Origin of the sequence: Halioglobus sp. HI00S01 (assembly GCF_001635445.1) — a bacterium.
Classification (GTDB): domain Bacteria; phylum Pseudomonadota; class Gammaproteobacteria; order Pseudomonadales; family Halieaceae; genus Halioglobus; species Halioglobus japonicus.
The window spans coordinates 326,330-339,744 of record NZ_LWEE01000062.1 but is presented as its reverse complement, the minus strand read 5'-3'; the positions used below and the strand labels follow the sequence as shown (position 1 = coordinate 339,744).

Below are 13,415 nucleotides of genomic sequence, written 5' to 3'. Positions count from 1 at the left end.
GCGTAGAAATCCTCACCGCATCACGGCCAGCCTGATGGGTGGCGGCGCTTGCCTCCGCCACCATCTCAGTAATCGTCTGAGGCTTCGCGAGATCATCCATTGGTCTTGCTCGGTGGGACCTCGAGCTCGATTTCAAGCGCGCCGTTTTTCATCACGCCTTCGTGCACGGCTGCGCGGCGTAGGTGGGGATAACGACCACGTATCTTTTCCCAGGACTCAGATGCGTCAAGCTCAGGGTGCTCGTCTTCGATTCGGAGTCGGCCAGCGACAAATACCCGCTTCATCACCACGGCGCCGCTCATGACGCTGCCCCCGCGGCCTGGCCCTTGTCATCGAACATGTCACTAACAGGTCCTTTTTCGGCAGCACCCCCATCGCCATCTTTCTTGGCAGGAGGCTTCTTGGCAGTCGTCTTCTTCGCGCTGTCGAGTGACTTCTGCAGGTTAGTCGCCACCTCTTCGGCTTTTTGGATACCCTTCTTCTTGGCCGCAGCGGACGTCTCTGACGACTTTAGAGCGAAAGCTTCAAGCACGCTGTCGAGCGTCGACTGAGACTCCTCAGTAACCGAAACGAATGATTCCATGATCGTGGCGGCGTTTGCGTCCAGGGACTCAGCGGAATCGACCAGGGAAAGTCCAGAGATGAGGTTCTGCTTGAGCGCACAGACCTCGTCACCATCCGTATTTGACACGGTCACACCGCGCAGACGAATGGAGAGCCGCATCTGACCGTCACCTGCTGTCTCAGCGACAATCTCCACCCCTTCACTTTGCTTGCTAGCCAGGAAGTCACCCAGTGCAGCAAAAAAACCTTTGGTACCAGACATAAAAATTCCTCTCTTCTCGGTTTATCTGTCCGAGTGAGTAAGGTATCTGGCCTGGGGGGATTCGCTCCTGGGAGGGAAATCGCCTAAATACGGGCGAAAATATCCGCGTTTCGCCTTGATCTCAGTATCTGGTCTGCGGACTTGCAGTATTCAGACACTATCGCAGGGTGCTTCACACGGATTCGCTCGGCAGCACCCTCTGAGTAATGCATGTCTGCCAGCGTCTGGAAGATTGTGTTGTCGACCGATGTAAGCGTATTCGGATCGCCCATCAACTCCTGTTTCTTATCAAGGTCTGATATCCACTCTGCGGGATCAATGGCATCATGCGGCTGGTCCGAGAAGACCAAAGCGGGCAGTCCATAGTCATTGATGCATTCAATTACGGACAGAGCACCACTACTTCTGGCTTCATAGAGCGCCTCTAGCCGCAGCATTGCTCCAAATGCCCTACCCATGTGGTTCGCATAGGGCTCCACGATATCCCTGCAGGTGTGGCAACATATTCCTCGCGGGCCTGACTCAGAGTCATCAGGATAGGCAAAGTACGGAGCGCCGCATTTGCATGTTCCCACTTTAACCCGATCTCTTACCAATCGTAAGGCATCTGACTCTGACGCGTCCCGAGCCATTAGGCCGGAGGATACGCGGACGACACTGGATTCATTCGCGCACTCTTTCATTCGAGCTTCGAGCGTCCAGGGCTGGTTCTGGGGGTCGAATTGGCTGAGCCGTACCGTACAGACGATATCGTGGCCGTCAATACATTCTTCAATCTGAGTCGCGTCTGAGAGCATAGGTTATGCTCCATAAAGGTCAGGTATCAGTCAGAATAGACCCCTATCATCGCGATAAACAAGAAAAACGTTGTGATTTACCGAGTAATCTGCTGGAAATCCTCGGGGTATTGAACGCGAAGGGCCACGCACCCGTCCTCGCCTACGGTAGGCGCCGCCAGCCCATCCCACTCAGTTAGAAAGCTTATCGCATCAAGCAGCGTTTCGAAACAGAACCGGTTCCGGTAGCCCGTCTCATCTATGCCCGTGCAAACTCCCCAGGTAAAGACGAGCGGTGTCAAGCCGCAGACCATGCCGTTGACCATTGTCGGCATGATATAGCCCTTGTCCTCATAGGGCTGGGTGTCAAAGTCGTCTGTGATGGCCTCTGCTGCCAATGTGGTCACTCCGTAGTTTCGCCGCGCAAACTATACCAGAGGTACACCAGCGCGAGGGTATCCAATGCACAGTAACTCAGGAGCGCTTGCCTGACCTGCTCCGTCTGCCCGTTGGTCAGGAGGTCGCGGTAGGCGGTAACAGCATCCATCCCGTTGTGAACTCCATCAAGATCAGCATAGCTCAGTTCAGGCGCAACACAGGGGAGCACATTTTTGAGGCTCCATTTGCCTCCCTGATCTGGGTGGTAGTAGAAATCCCTGGTAATCGGGAGAAGGTCGACAATACGCGGCAGCAGCGCTAGAAGCTGGTCTGCGAGTTCTGGGACCTCTTGCGCCATCTCCTTGATGCGCCCTTTCTCGAAAGTGGCGTGGTATACAAAGATCGTGCCCTCGTCCGGCAAATCACCGACAAGGCGCTCAGCCAGTTCACGCACCGGATTGTCTGCGTGGTCAGGCAGGTATTCAGCATGGGACAGCGACCCAGAAACAGGATCAACATTGTGAAGACTGTATTGAAATGGGACTTGCTGGAACGGCTTCGTGCCCACCCAAAGCGGTACGGGAGAGCTGACCGCCTCAAAGTCGAGGAAGTAAAAAGGCGCAGAACGACGAGCGAGTGAACGCCTAGCACCAGCGATGTTGTGGTACTTGCTGCCAGAAATATGGGACCACTTTACGCGCTGCTGTAGTGGGTTCAAAAGGTCGTCGGCCACGTCCTTCCAGTCGGCCTGGGGGTGCTGCGCTAGAAACTCTGACAGCGGCTTTTTCCAAGGCTTAGGGAGGCTGTGAGAAGGCGATCCGACAGCTGGCTTAGCTTGGTCTGCGTTACAGAACGCGCGGAACTCACAAGGATAAGGCGTTTCGCACTGCTGGCCCGGCTCCACATTCGGGCAGGAACGTGCTGCTAGCGTCTGACGTGCGCCTTCTATCCACGCGGGAACCTGATCCACGATCTTCTCGACTCGTTCAGTCACATCGATCAGCTTAATCAGGCCGTCGAAATTACCCTGTTTACGGTAAACCCACGTGGAGTCCACTGCACCCACTGAGCAGGACGTGACATCAACACCCGATGAACGGATAACATGGGTTTGGATCGCAGTATCTACAACATGGGAATCCTTTGCGGAAGTGGCCGACTTGATCTCTACCAACTGATGACCGGTTTTAACTTTGCTCAGGACGTCTGCACGGACGATGGCACCATTGGCGAGATAAGCGCCTTCGAATACTGTATCGGATCCGCTGGCGAGTGTGTCTGCGATAGCGGCATCCCCGTGACCTGTAATCAACTCACCATCGAAAAGCGTTCGAGCCGCCGAGCCAAGTGCATTGCCGTCGTCGATCCGAGACGCGACATTATCGTCAACAGAACCGTTCTGAGGTGCGTTCACAGACAGCCACAGACGCTTCGGGCACTGTAAGTTTGCGACTATCTGGGTCTTTGTGATGTATTTATTCATGCCAATAAGCATATCCGACACATCCAGGTGTGCGGTTTAATGGGAAACTACTTCACCTCAAGGCGGACGGTTGGCGTGATGGCACTGAGTGACCGAAATCAGTGAAAACGACTGCGATGCTCGTGCAGTCGATAGCTGCGAACCTATGGAGAGACTTCTGGTGAGTGATGTTTGAAACGGTAGGAATAGAAAAGTACAACACAGGAAATCGCACACTGCGCCAATGAATACAGCAGCTCGAGCCATTCGAACTCCACCAGAAAGACAAGGGGGAGAGTGAAAACCGCAAGAATCGCATAGATCCAGACTAATGCGTAAGAGTTCGCCCGGGGCAAAAAGCTGTCGGCTTTAAGCTGTGTAAGATGCCAGTACGGTAGGCCATAAAACGCAGCATTAGCCATTCCAAGGTTCCATATCTGCATCAAAGCACCCTCATCGCCCCCAGACCTCAAAAAAGGAAGAATGAATACTGCGGCAGCAAAAGCAATAAAAGACAGGAGAATTAATGCAATTGTTTGAATAAGTGAATACAGAAAGTTCATCTACTCCGAGGCTCCATGATTGTCTTCGACAGTAACGGCAGGCTTGGTCGCAAGCGTGTATCCAGCGAGGCCTATGGTCGCGAGATTAATGATTGTCCAAAGCTCCCTGCCAAGGTGGAGCGGGACGAAAGGATTGTAAATAGCTGCACAGAAACCAAATATCCAAGCGATACCCGAGTGTTGCTGGGTGATGCGTTTCCAGCAGATGTAGGTAAAGGAAGCCGAGACGATGATGCGCAGAAACATGTAGTACGAGTAAGGCAAAGGAAGCAGTGCCAATGCGAGTAAAACAATAGACACCACCAAAATAGATTTTTCGTTCATGCCAGCGTCCATCGGCCGATATACTTATTGAAGTCGTGCAGCGTAACATTTGTCTGTTGAAAGGCAAGGTCGATATCGGCTAGTGCCTGCTCAGGCACAAGAAAAGTCACAGCCAGACCTCTAGTACCCACTGCCAGGTAAAACGCCCATGCCAAATGCTGCCGCATGGACGCAGTTGTGCCGCGTGTTATCATGAACGCATGTTTATCAAGCGTGTATGAATTGTAGGCCGACGCAAGCCAGTGATGGCCCCCAACACGCCAAATCTGGAAATATATTGTACTAGTGACCTCCCGAGCCCATATTTTTTATCAAGAGCACGTTACCCCAACAGTAAACGATTGGCGATGTGACGAAACCTCAATACATAAGGCTCAAGCAGTGGCAGTCAACTTAGCACACCTAGCGGACTACTTTTTCTGTAGCTTCGGGGAAGCGTTGCCGCACGGATATCAGGCGAAGAATCTAAGGGATTTCAAGGCTGAGCTAGGTGAAAAGTGCCCCGCATACGGGTTGATTAGAGATGTGAGCGACTCACATAAGCACGCCAAATTAGATCGTTATTCTGCACGGGTGTCCGACGCAAGACAAACTAGCGTGGGCTCGATGGGCTATGGTGAGGCAGAATATGGGAGCGGCTGTTACGGCAGCCCCTCAGAAGTAGTAGTGATTACGGATGACGGCCAGAAGCATCACTTCTCGTCCTTGGTTATGACTGTGGACAGCATGTGGCAGAATCTTCTATCCAATTGAACGACATATAGTTATGCCCAAGAAGTTCTGGATGGGTTTTGCTGTTATCTGGCACATAGCCGTCGAGGTACTACTTTTCATATTGATTGGTGACTTTGTCGCTGATTATTTTGATTCCACTGCAATTGGGTTAATCGCTGCTTTCATTGCCGTTAGTACGCGACTAACTATGCTTATCAAAGTTCCAATTATGTTCGTTACTATAGGGATACCCAACTTACTCTTCATGCAGCTTGGGTGGATTGAAGAGGAAGACCTTCAGTAGCTCTGACACAGGTCACAAGCGCTGGTTTGCAATCGCGTTGCTAAGTGAGCCAGATGAACATAGCTTTGCGTAGTGGCCCAACTACCACCCCTATTCTTTTGATCTGACGACTTTTTTAGGAGAAAGTGGACATTGGCCCAGTAATCAGGAGTACAGCCTGATACTCCAAGTAAGATCGAAAAATTACAGCATCCGTGGAAAGCTGTATCAGGGGCGGATAAACCGCCCCGGTTCTACCTCTATGACTTGAACTTCAGTTTGGACTCGGTATCTACGGTCACGTCGTTACGTGGCCGCTTATAGACTGGCTGGCACAGTCCACCGTTGGGGTAAGCATAGAGATACTCAACGTCAACAGGGTCTCCCGCACTGGGGATGGCATGATTCGCAGGTATCGTACAGTTACCCACTGACCGGAGGCCATTCTCTGTCAGGATTGCGATCTCGACGGAGCGCTTGGTTCCATTGCGACGCAAGACCTCAAACGTGGCAGTTTCCGTGAACTTGAATTTGAGCGCGGGACCGCCGGAAGCGGGCCTGCCCGGAACGTAGGTGCTGCCAGCTTCGCAGATCACGATACCTTCGGCGCCTGCCTCACGCTGTAGCTCAGCAAATGAGGCCATATCGTCTACCTCGATAGGTACGTCGATGCGAAGTGTATCCTCCACCTGGTTGGCTATGACCTCCGTCCGAAACACCTCCAGCGCGTCTATGCGCTGCGAGAATGGCCGATCCAGCAGATCTACACCGTTGACACGAAGAATGTCGAAAACATAGACATGGTCGCCCATATCCTCGCAGTCGAGAATAGTGTCGTTCAGACCCATCTGGCTGACGGCAGCCTCAATCGTTGACGATGCTGATGTTGACAGACCATCACGGTTAGCGAATATCACGCCACCCTGGTCTGCAATGACGCCGCGGCGCTCGCCATCGCGCTTGATCTGCGCGAGATACGACCCAGACGAGAACAATGCGATTAGTTCTACGTATGAGATAGGATTGAGCAACTTCGGCCGGAAGTCGGTTACTCGGTCACCCAACTCGCCTGATATGAACGGTGCGTCGTTGGCAGACTCTGTGTAGCCTTTCTTAACCTTGGATGCTACGAGCTTGTCATAGGCTTTCTCGGCCTCCTCCAGGCTGACAGGGCCATTGGCTGTTTTCGTGCCGGACTTCAGTGCCTCGCCGCGGCGTCCGTAGGAGAAGTCAACGGTATAGCCGCCGTTTCCCTCTTTGAGATACACGTTGTATTCCTTGTCGCTACTACCAGCGCAGAAGAAAAGCGCTGCGGTACGGATGGTGTTAGTCATATTTCGTCTCCTTGTTAGTGACCAGTGCAGAGTAGCTGAACGCGACATATCTGCTGCGGCACGGGAAACAGTTAGTGGCGGTCAAACTGGACTCGAAAAAGCGTAAAAATATACATACACAGCTCGAAACCTGAAAAAACATGCGATTTATCCGGACAGTCGTTGCTTTGCTCTGACCCATGAAACACCATGAAACTGTCGTAACTGAAAAGTGAGTGCTTTATGAGCTCAGGCGCAGAAGTCAGCAAGGTAGCCTCCCTACCCTCGCAAAAGACCTTCGTTCTCGACACTAATGTGTTGCTACACGATCCGACCGCTATTACTGCATTTGCGGAACATAGGGTCGTTATTCCCATGACAGTCCTGGAAGAACTCGATCACATCAAGGATCGCCGTGATAAGGCCGTGAGCCGGGAAGCTCGGATAGCTATAAACATGATCGACAAAGTGGTTGGGAAGGCAAGCCCTCAAGAGATCAAGGATGGTGTGCAGATCCCTGGCACAGCAGTCGATGGAAGCGATTTGGGGGTGCTCGCAATTTATCCTGACCAGGTACTGTCTGATGAAGACACATCCAAGCTACTCTCGGAGACGCTGGATCACCAGAACGATAATCGAATCATCAACGTGGCGCTCCGCCTCCAGTCAGACAATCGCAACGTTTGCCTTGTTACGAAAGACATCAACATGAGATTGAAGGCCAAAGGTTGTGGCCTGAATAACGTTGAAGATTACAATCACGACAAAGTGCTCGATGACATCGATCTGTTGGCGTCTGGCTATGAGGAACTGCAGGGAGACTTCTGGGAGGGGGTCTCAGACGTGGACACGGTTCGGGAACACGATGTGACGCTGCATCGTGTTCCACTAGAAGCTGTACCTGATGCATACCCCAAGCAGTTCGTATATGACGAAAATGAGTTTATGGCCTTCGTCGAACGTGTCGACCAGGAACATGTGTATCTCCGCTGTGACAGTCGCGACAACCTGATGAACCGCAATTTCTGGGGTCTGAAACCGCGGAACCATGAGCAGGCTATGGCGATGCACTTGCTGGCAGATGATAATGTCGACATGACGGTGTTGACCGGGCCAGCTGGTTCCGGCAAGACGTTACTGGCGCTTGCCTACGGCCTGCATGCGATTCTGGAAGAGAAAAAATACAGCAAGCTAATTGTCGCAAGGTCTACACCGCCGATCGCAGAAGATATTGGGTTTCTGCCCGGGACTGAAGAGGAAAAGATGGCTCCATGGTTGGCAGCATTCGATGACAACCTGGAGATCTTACACGGTACCGATGAAAGCGCACAGGGAAGCATGGACTACGTGAAGGAGCGAGCAAACATTCAGTTTAAATCACTGAATTTTATGCGGGGCCGCTCACTGAACAACTCGTACATCATAATTGATGAGGCGCAGGGTCTAACCCAGTTCCAGCTGAAGTCAGTGATCAGCAGGGTTGGTGCAGACTCAAAAATCGTTGTACTCGGAAATCTGGCGCAAATCGACAACAAATACATTACCCCACTGACTTCAGGATTGACCTACCTCGTCGAGCGATGCAAAGGCTATGAGCACGCGGGCATCATGCACGTGAACGGCATTGTGAGGTCCCGGCTTGCTCGATTTGCTGAAGAGAATCTGTGAGATGCCTGCGCCAAACAGTTGACTGAAGAACCTCTATTATTTAAATGGGCTCTTCAGTCGCTGGAGTAGCGTTGTACGGTGAATCGCAGCGACAGTGTTGCCATCGATTTCTTGGGACAGCGTGTCGATCATGCTCGTCTTGAGCGATTCAGAGAAGTTGAAATCATATCTGGCTGTATAGCACAGGCCTGTCGTTAATTTGAACTGAATTGAGCGCGCACCCACGACGAAGATATACAGATTCTCTGAGGCATCCCTTAGGAGAAGACTCTCGTTACATCTAGTCTCTCGTCGAGCAGACCCCACACCGAAGGAGTCATAGGCCGGTTGCGCGAGTTGATCTTCGATCGTGATGCTTCCTGCTGCGCTTAGAACCTGTCGTAGTGCGTCTGTTTTTAGCCGGTTTGCTTCCAGTTCGTCGAGTGTCCGTTCCTCAGCCCCACGGGCCTGGGCGGCCTCAAGAAGAGCCGGATTGCGGACTGGAAACTGGTAGATGTTAGTTTGCACTTCAACTCCTGCGCATCAGAGGTCTTAGCATGCCATTTCGTGTGAACTACTTCGCCCTAAAAATGGGCGTAATGGCAGGTTGTTGGAGTTCGGCTCGCAAATCGGTGTCTCCAGATTTTTCATTCTCGCAAATAGCATGCAGTATTCAACGAAAAATCTCTTGAAATGTTGAAAAGCCTGCACAAAGCAAAACCTGTCTGCGTGAAAAAGACGGAATTCCAATTAATACAGCGAAAGCGATTGAGGCTCGGCTCGCAAGGTGGTTTTATTGTCTGCCCCCAATCCATAACAGAATCATGAAAATCTTCAGAATCCTAACGTTCGTCGCTTTGGTGGCATCGCAGCCGGTAGCTGGCCAGGAAACTGTGCCCAGTAGTGACCCGGACGTTGGCATGCCTGCTATTAAGGTTGGTGAAGCGGTGATTGAGGAATTTGATTTTTCCTTTGAGCCGGCGGAAAAGCAGCTACATACATTCTGGTTTGCCGAGAATTTATTTGGTGGAAAGAATTACGGACCAGTTGAGATAGCCGGCCCATCGGCAGAAACAGGTGACCCCTGGCAGGTCGTTAACATCAATACCGGCAGAACCATCGGCATCGGCTTCAAGCTGGATTTCTGATTAATCTGGGAAAGCGACTGTTCTACCGTCGATGACGGCCTCATCAATGCTCGCCCGGAAAGACAATTCTGAAGGCGGAGTGGAAAATAGCACATTCGCTTGCTCATCCGGGACGGGAACGTCAATTTCCCACACCAAGGGGCTTTGCATGCCGGCTGGCACCTGTGAAACCAGCAGAGCAAGCCTAATGACTTCTGCTCCGTCGCTGTCGGTAGCAATGACCGTAGCAGTTGCTCGATCAATCCTTCTTGTTGAATTGGCCGTGGCAGAAATTAAGACTTTGGGCTTGCCATCTTTAGTTACTGCCTGCTTGGCTATTGCAGAAAGACTCAGAGCCTCGTTGAGTTCACGCCTAATTGGCGCAAGCTGCCGCTCTCGTTCCTCAGCGCGCAAAATCGCAGCTTGTTTTAGCAAATCACTGTAATTGAGCACACGGGTAATCTTCCACAGCTGCTCGTCACCTCTCCCCTCACCCGATTCAGTTTTAATCGCAGCGGCAAAACGTAGCGTATATGACCGGCCGCCTTCGTTTTGTGTAATCGTCAGTGGGATAATCGCTTCGTTGCCGGATTTGCCTTGTTCGATTGATCCAATTTCAAGCTGATATTTGTCGATGGAGAACGCGGAATTTATGGCAAACGCGTTTGTCACTTCGGTGACAAATTCTTCAGCCAGCACAGGTGCTTTTTCAAATGCCTCCTGTTTTACTGACGGCGGCATTCCACTCACCATCGCGGCAATGGTCGCCTCCGCGACATCGACCGAAATGCTATTAATTTCAACGACGTCGAGAAAAGCAGGGAGATCCTTGGATTGCAGTGCCGAGATCGCCGCCTCGGCCGCGTCCTCCGGCGAACCAGTGCCTTCGAAACTACACGCTGATATGAATAGCGAAAAACTAACGAGCAGCCAGCGAGCCCCAAGCCTCCATGCGCTCATCGATTACATGCTCTGGTCAGCTGCTGGAAAGCCTTGATTCATCTTTGGCTTGCTGGCTTCATTTACCAGTCTACTTTCCGGGGCGGCCTGCTGCTCTATCATTTCGACCTTGGCCTCATACACGAGCAGATTGTCTTTGAAGCCTTTCGGCAGCGCGTAATCCCGCATCGTGCTTGAGAGCTGTGGCTGCTCGCCAATAGCTGAAACCTCGGCTGTCAGACCGTCGTTTCGATCAATGGCTTCGCCAGGGTTCTGCGTCTGACTGGGCGTCGGGGTCGGAAGCACGCCATGGATAAGCCCCCGGTTCGACGCTTCGTTTGCGGCCAGAGACCGGCGAGCTGCTGCCACCGGGTCGTTCGCATCGATATCGATCAACTCCAAAATGGTCTCGTCGGGCATGTTCGGATTCGCAAATGCAGCTTTCATTTCGCGTTCTGTGCCGCCGTGAGCGAACAGGCTGAGCAGATCCTGATCATCAGCACCGGCCTTAGCGGCGAATATCCAGTCCGGTGTAGCCCCAGAAGCACCTTTCGCGGCGCGGATATCTGCGATTTTGCGTCGAAGCGCTTGGGAAGCCTGTTCGGTTGTGAAATCTGGTGACATTCTGCCTGCCCTCTTAATTCCTCTGCTAGGTTCGCATAAATCGATGCAAATAGCATCGCAAAAGCAACTAAAAACGTGATTTACAGAGGATTTAAGGTTTACGAAAGAGGCGGCGATAGATAGCCTAGCTTAGTACACACTATCGGTGCTTTATGGAATTGAGCAGAACACGCAAGCCATCCGTTGTTTTAGTCGTTGACCCCGACCAAAACACGCGGCGGCTCGTTCGAACCAACCTCTCCGACTGCGGACTGCAGGTAATCGAAGCAGAGAATGCAGAGGCTGCGCTGGCTGTCTTCTTTGACAGCTTGCCGGACCTGGTGCTGCTTGACGTAGCGCTACCGGATGCCTCCGGTTTCGACGTCTGTAAAGAAATAAGGCAGTCGCCTGAGGGCACGCTCACCCCCATTCTGATAGTGACAGAATCAGACGATCCTGACTCTATCGACCTGGGTTTCGATGCAGGCGCCACGCAGTATCGGACAAAGCCTTATTCGTGGTCGCTGCTCGGTCGCGAAGTGCAGTACATGTTGCGCGCGTCGTCTGCCCTCCGCGGAGCTCACCACCAGGAAGATCGTCTGAGGTTTCTGGCGTATTACGACGCGCTAACGGAACTTCCAAATCGTCGCAGCTTCCTGGAACAGCTAGAGAACACAGTGAACTGGTCCTCAAGGACAGGCCGCAAAGCGGCCGTCATGTTTATCGATCTAGACCATTTCAAACGGATTAACGACAGTATCGGCCACGACATGGGCGACAAGCTCCTCGTCGAAATCGCAACTCGGCTGAAAACGTCGCTGCGTGAAACAGACGAGACTCGATATTCGAGCCGCGACAGCATCGACGGGGATGAGAAGATGCACGCGTCGCAAGCAGCCCGGCTGGGCGGCGACGAATTCACGGTTATCGTCAACAACCTTGACGATAAATTCCAAGCCAGGGGTATCGCCAAGCGGCTCCTAAAAACGCTGTCTGAACCGGTAACGCTGGGCGATCACTCCCCGGTTGTCACCCCGTCTATCGGCATTTCCTTCTACCCGGATGATGGTGAAGACGCCGATACGCTCGTTCGCAATGCCGATTCAGCAATGTATGTGGCTAAAGGAGAGGGTCGCGCGAATTACCAATTCTACCGTACAGGGATGAATAATCTCGCAATCGAAGAATTAATGCTGGAAGAGCAGCTTCGCTACGCCATCGTGTCCGGCGAGCTTGAAGTTCAGTATCAACCTGTGATCAACGCTATCGATGGGACGATAGAGAGCGTAGAGGCGCTCATGCGCTGGAACCATCCGGATCGGGGGATTGTGCACGCAGACCAATTCCTTCCGGTCGCGGAGCGAACCGGGATGATCGTACAGCTCGGTGAATGGGTGTTGTCAGAAATAGCAGACGCAACCAAGGGATGGGATAACACGGTCGCGTCTTCCATGCGTGTGTCGATGAATCTCAGCGCGCTCCAACTCGCTCAGCCGGAAATTACTAATTGGTTCGTGCAGTATTTCGACGGCGCCAACCTCCATCCCGAAAGGATTGGCTTGGAATTCAGCGAATCGGCAATCATGACGAATGCTGCTGACAATGTGCGCACGCTCAATTTTCTTGCACAGCTAGGGATAGAGCTGACGGTCGACAACTTCGGCACTGGCTATTCCTCGCTTCAGCACCTGCATGAATTTCCGATCCACGCCGTAAAAATTGACAAGACGTTCATCGACAACGTGGAAAAACCGGCTGGCTTGGCGATAATTCAGGGTGTTGTAGGCCTATGCCAAGGTCTCGGCATCACCCCCATAGCCAATGGCGTAGAACAGGGGTCTCAGCGGGACCTGCTGATTGCGGCCGGCTGTCATCTTTTACAAGGCTATCTCTACAGTGACGCCATGGCGGCGTCAGAGTTACCCGAGTACATCGAGTCTATTGAACCAAATGAAGGACAAGCAGCGAGTACTGTGCAATGAGCAGTGAGACGTACTTATCGAGCTTTGAGCTTGAAGCTTTTAGTCGGACTATGGGCGGTAGCATGCACCTGGCTGCAGATAGCCCGGGCCTTTATCGGTCCCTCAGAGAGCAGATAGGGACGTTCGTAGAGAACGAGACTAACGGCGAGGCAGAGATCTTTGATGAAATGGTAAGGTTGCACCCTGCAAGCCACATCGAGCTGGAAGAGTTGGGATCAGACGGTGGCGACATAGTGGCCCTGCGAGTCATATCCGCCGGGAGGCTCAGGGTCATTTACGCTGCCTCGGTCGTAGAGATTCAGACTCCCAGGCTGTTCATTCCAGATGTCGTGTGGGGGCCCAAGCTGGTTAGGGCGGGCCAAGTGGCGGTAGTCCCAATCGCGTCCGGCCGTGCTCTCCGCGACGACGAAAAAGCAATTGCACAACGCAACCGGGCCGCTCCGACAGCGCTGAGTCCAAGCATTCACTAAGGTCAGAT

General features: G+C 52.5%; 16 protein-coding genes. 5 read left to right on the top strand and 11 right to left on the bottom strand.

The features are described 5' to 3' along the window. Positions 1–92 precede the first annotated feature (92 nt). The 7 genes from A3709_RS12095 to A3709_RS12065 form a co-directional block, all read right to left on the bottom strand. The gene (locus A3709_RS12095; protein WP_066054756.1) at positions 93–302 is read right to left on the bottom strand and encodes a hypothetical protein; all 210 of its coding nucleotides are present in this window, start codon (positions 300–302) and stop codon (positions 93–95) included. Continuing rightward, complete coding sequence (locus A3709_RS12090; protein ID WP_066054753.1) at positions 299–826, bottom strand: hypothetical protein; 528 nt, start codon at positions 824–826, stop codon at positions 299–301. Before A3709_RS12090 ends, A3709_RS12095 begins: the two co-directional genes overlap by 4 nt. Before the next feature lie 83 nt (positions 827–909). Continuing rightward, complete coding sequence (locus A3709_RS23290) at positions 910–1,284, bottom strand: hypothetical protein (RefSeq protein ID WP_156507726.1); 375 nt, start codon at positions 1,282–1,284, stop codon at positions 910–912. Positions 1,285–1,700: 416 nt separating this feature from the next. Beyond that, complete coding sequence (locus tag A3709_RS12080; protein ID WP_156507725.1) at positions 1,701–2,000, bottom strand: hypothetical protein; 300 nt, start codon at positions 1,998–2,000, stop codon at positions 1,701–1,703. A gap of 5 nt (positions 2,001–2,005) precedes the next feature. Next, complete coding sequence (locus A3709_RS12075; protein ID WP_197484163.1) at positions 2,006–3,463, bottom strand: DUF2779 domain-containing protein; 1,458 nt, start codon at positions 3,461–3,463, stop codon at positions 2,006–2,008. A 143-nt stretch (positions 3,464–3,606) separates the two neighbouring features. Next, positions 3,607–4,005, bottom strand: a complete 399-nt coding sequence (locus tag A3709_RS12070; protein WP_066054741.1) for a hypothetical protein — start codon at positions 4,003–4,005, stop codon at positions 3,607–3,609. Then, positions 4,006–4,329 carry a DUF6804 family protein gene (locus A3709_RS12065; protein WP_066054738.1) on the bottom strand — a complete coding sequence of 108 codons (324 nt, stop codon included), beginning with the start codon at positions 4,327–4,329 and terminating at the stop codon, positions 4,006–4,008. Between the two features lie 766 nt (positions 4,330–5,095). Between A3709_RS12065 and A3709_RS12055 the strand changes: the two genes are divergently transcribed. Beyond that, positions 5,096–5,347: a hypothetical protein gene (locus A3709_RS12055; RefSeq protein ID WP_066054734.1), complete on the top strand. Its 252-nt coding sequence runs from the start codon at positions 5,096–5,098 to the stop codon at positions 5,345–5,347. Between the two features lie 239 nt (positions 5,348–5,586). Here the strand turns inward: A3709_RS12055 and A3709_RS12050 are convergent, their stop codons facing one another. Then, positions 5,587–6,660, bottom strand: coding sequence for a WGR domain-containing protein (locus A3709_RS12050; RefSeq protein WP_066054731.1), 1,074 nt, complete (start codon positions 6,658–6,660; stop codon positions 5,587–5,589). 222 nt (positions 6,661–6,882) lie between these two features. Here A3709_RS12050 and A3709_RS12045 point away from each other — a divergent pair, with 222 nt between their 5' ends. Next, positions 6,883–8,307: a PhoH family protein gene (locus A3709_RS12045; RefSeq protein ID WP_066054729.1), complete on the top strand. Its 1,425-nt coding sequence runs from the start codon at positions 6,883–6,885 to the stop codon at positions 8,305–8,307. 36 nt (positions 8,308–8,343) lie between these two features. On the opposite strand, the gene A3709_RS12040 is transcribed toward A3709_RS12045, so the two are convergent. Next, positions 8,344–8,814 (bottom strand): hypothetical protein, encoded by a 471-nt coding sequence (locus A3709_RS12040; protein WP_066054727.1) that lies wholly within the window; start codon positions 8,812–8,814, stop codon positions 8,344–8,346. 392 nt (positions 8,815–9,206) lie between these two features. Here A3709_RS12040 and A3709_RS12035 point away from each other — a divergent pair, with 392 nt between their 5' ends. Continuing rightward, a complete protein-coding gene (locus A3709_RS12035) occupies positions 9,207–9,434 on the top strand; it encodes a hypothetical protein (protein WP_156507724.1) in 228 nt (75 codons plus the stop codon). On the opposite strand, the gene A3709_RS12030 is transcribed toward A3709_RS12035, so the two are convergent. Further along, entirely contained in the window at positions 9,435–10,373 is a 939-nt protein-coding gene (locus A3709_RS12030) for a hypothetical protein (protein ID WP_066054723.1), read from the bottom strand. Between the two features lie 3 nt (positions 10,374–10,376). After that, positions 10,377–10,976 carry a hypothetical protein gene (locus tag A3709_RS12025; protein ID WP_066054720.1) on the bottom strand — a complete coding sequence of 200 codons (600 nt, stop codon included), beginning with the start codon at positions 10,974–10,976 and terminating at the stop codon, positions 10,377–10,379. A 152-nt stretch (positions 10,977–11,128) separates the two neighbouring features. Here A3709_RS12025 and A3709_RS12020 point away from each other — a divergent pair, with 152 nt between their 5' ends. Both A3709_RS12020 and A3709_RS12015 read left to right on the top strand, forming a co-directional pair. Continuing rightward, positions 11,129–12,937 carry an EAL domain-containing protein gene (locus A3709_RS12020; protein WP_066054717.1) on the top strand — a complete coding sequence of 603 codons (1,809 nt, stop codon included), beginning with the start codon at positions 11,129–11,131 and terminating at the stop codon, positions 12,935–12,937. Continuing rightward, positions 12,934–13,407, top strand: coding sequence for a hypothetical protein (locus A3709_RS12015; protein ID WP_066054714.1), 474 nt, complete (start codon positions 12,934–12,936; stop codon positions 13,405–13,407). Before A3709_RS12020 ends, A3709_RS12015 begins: the two co-directional genes overlap by 4 nt. The last annotated feature ends 8 nt before the right edge of the window (positions 13,408–13,415 follow it).

Coding starts and splice junctions, on each gene's coding strand:
- A3709_RS23290 (WP_156507726.1), bottom strand. CDS start 1,284: ATGGGTAGGGCATTTGGAGCAATGCTGCGGCTAGAGGCGCTCTATGAA.
- A3709_RS12020 (WP_066054717.1), top strand. CDS start 11,129: ATGGAATTGAGCAGAACACGCAAGCCATCCGTTGTTTTAGTCGTTGAC.
- A3709_RS12035 (WP_156507724.1), top strand. CDS start 9,207: ATGCCTGCTATTAAGGTTGGTGAAGCGGTGATTGAGGAATTTGATTTT.
- A3709_RS12075 (WP_197484163.1), bottom strand. CDS start 3,463: ATGAATAAATACATCACAAAGACCCAGATAGTCGCAAACTTACAGTGC.
- A3709_RS12055 (WP_066054734.1), top strand. CDS start 5,096: ATGCCCAAGAAGTTCTGGATGGGTTTTGCTGTTATCTGGCACATAGCC.
- A3709_RS12065 (WP_066054738.1), bottom strand. CDS start 4,329: ATGAACGAAAAATCTATTTTGGTGGTGTCTATTGTTTTACTCGCATTG.
- A3709_RS12025 (WP_066054720.1), bottom strand. CDS start 10,976: ATGTCACCAGATTTCACAACCGAACAGGCTTCCCAAGCGCTTCGACGC.
- A3709_RS12015 (WP_066054714.1), top strand. CDS start 12,934: ATGAGCAGTGAGACGTACTTATCGAGCTTTGAGCTTGAAGCTTTTAGT.
- A3709_RS12090 (WP_066054753.1), bottom strand. CDS start 826: ATGTCTGGTACCAAAGGTTTTTTTGCTGCACTGGGTGACTTCCTGGCT.
- A3709_RS12030 (WP_066054723.1), bottom strand. CDS start 10,373: ATGAGCGCATGGAGGCTTGGGGCTCGCTGGCTGCTCGTTAGTTTTTCG.
- A3709_RS12070 (WP_066054741.1), bottom strand. CDS start 4,005: ATGAACTTTCTGTATTCACTTATTCAAACAATTGCATTAATTCTCCTG.
- A3709_RS12095 (WP_066054756.1), bottom strand. CDS start 302: ATGAGCGGCGCCGTGGTGATGAAGCGGGTATTTGTCGCTGGCCGACTC.
- A3709_RS12050 (WP_066054731.1), bottom strand. CDS start 6,660: ATGACTAACACCATCCGTACCGCAGCGCTTTTCTTCTGCGCTGGTAGT.
- A3709_RS12045 (WP_066054729.1), top strand. CDS start 6,883: ATGAGCTCAGGCGCAGAAGTCAGCAAGGTAGCCTCCCTACCCTCGCAA.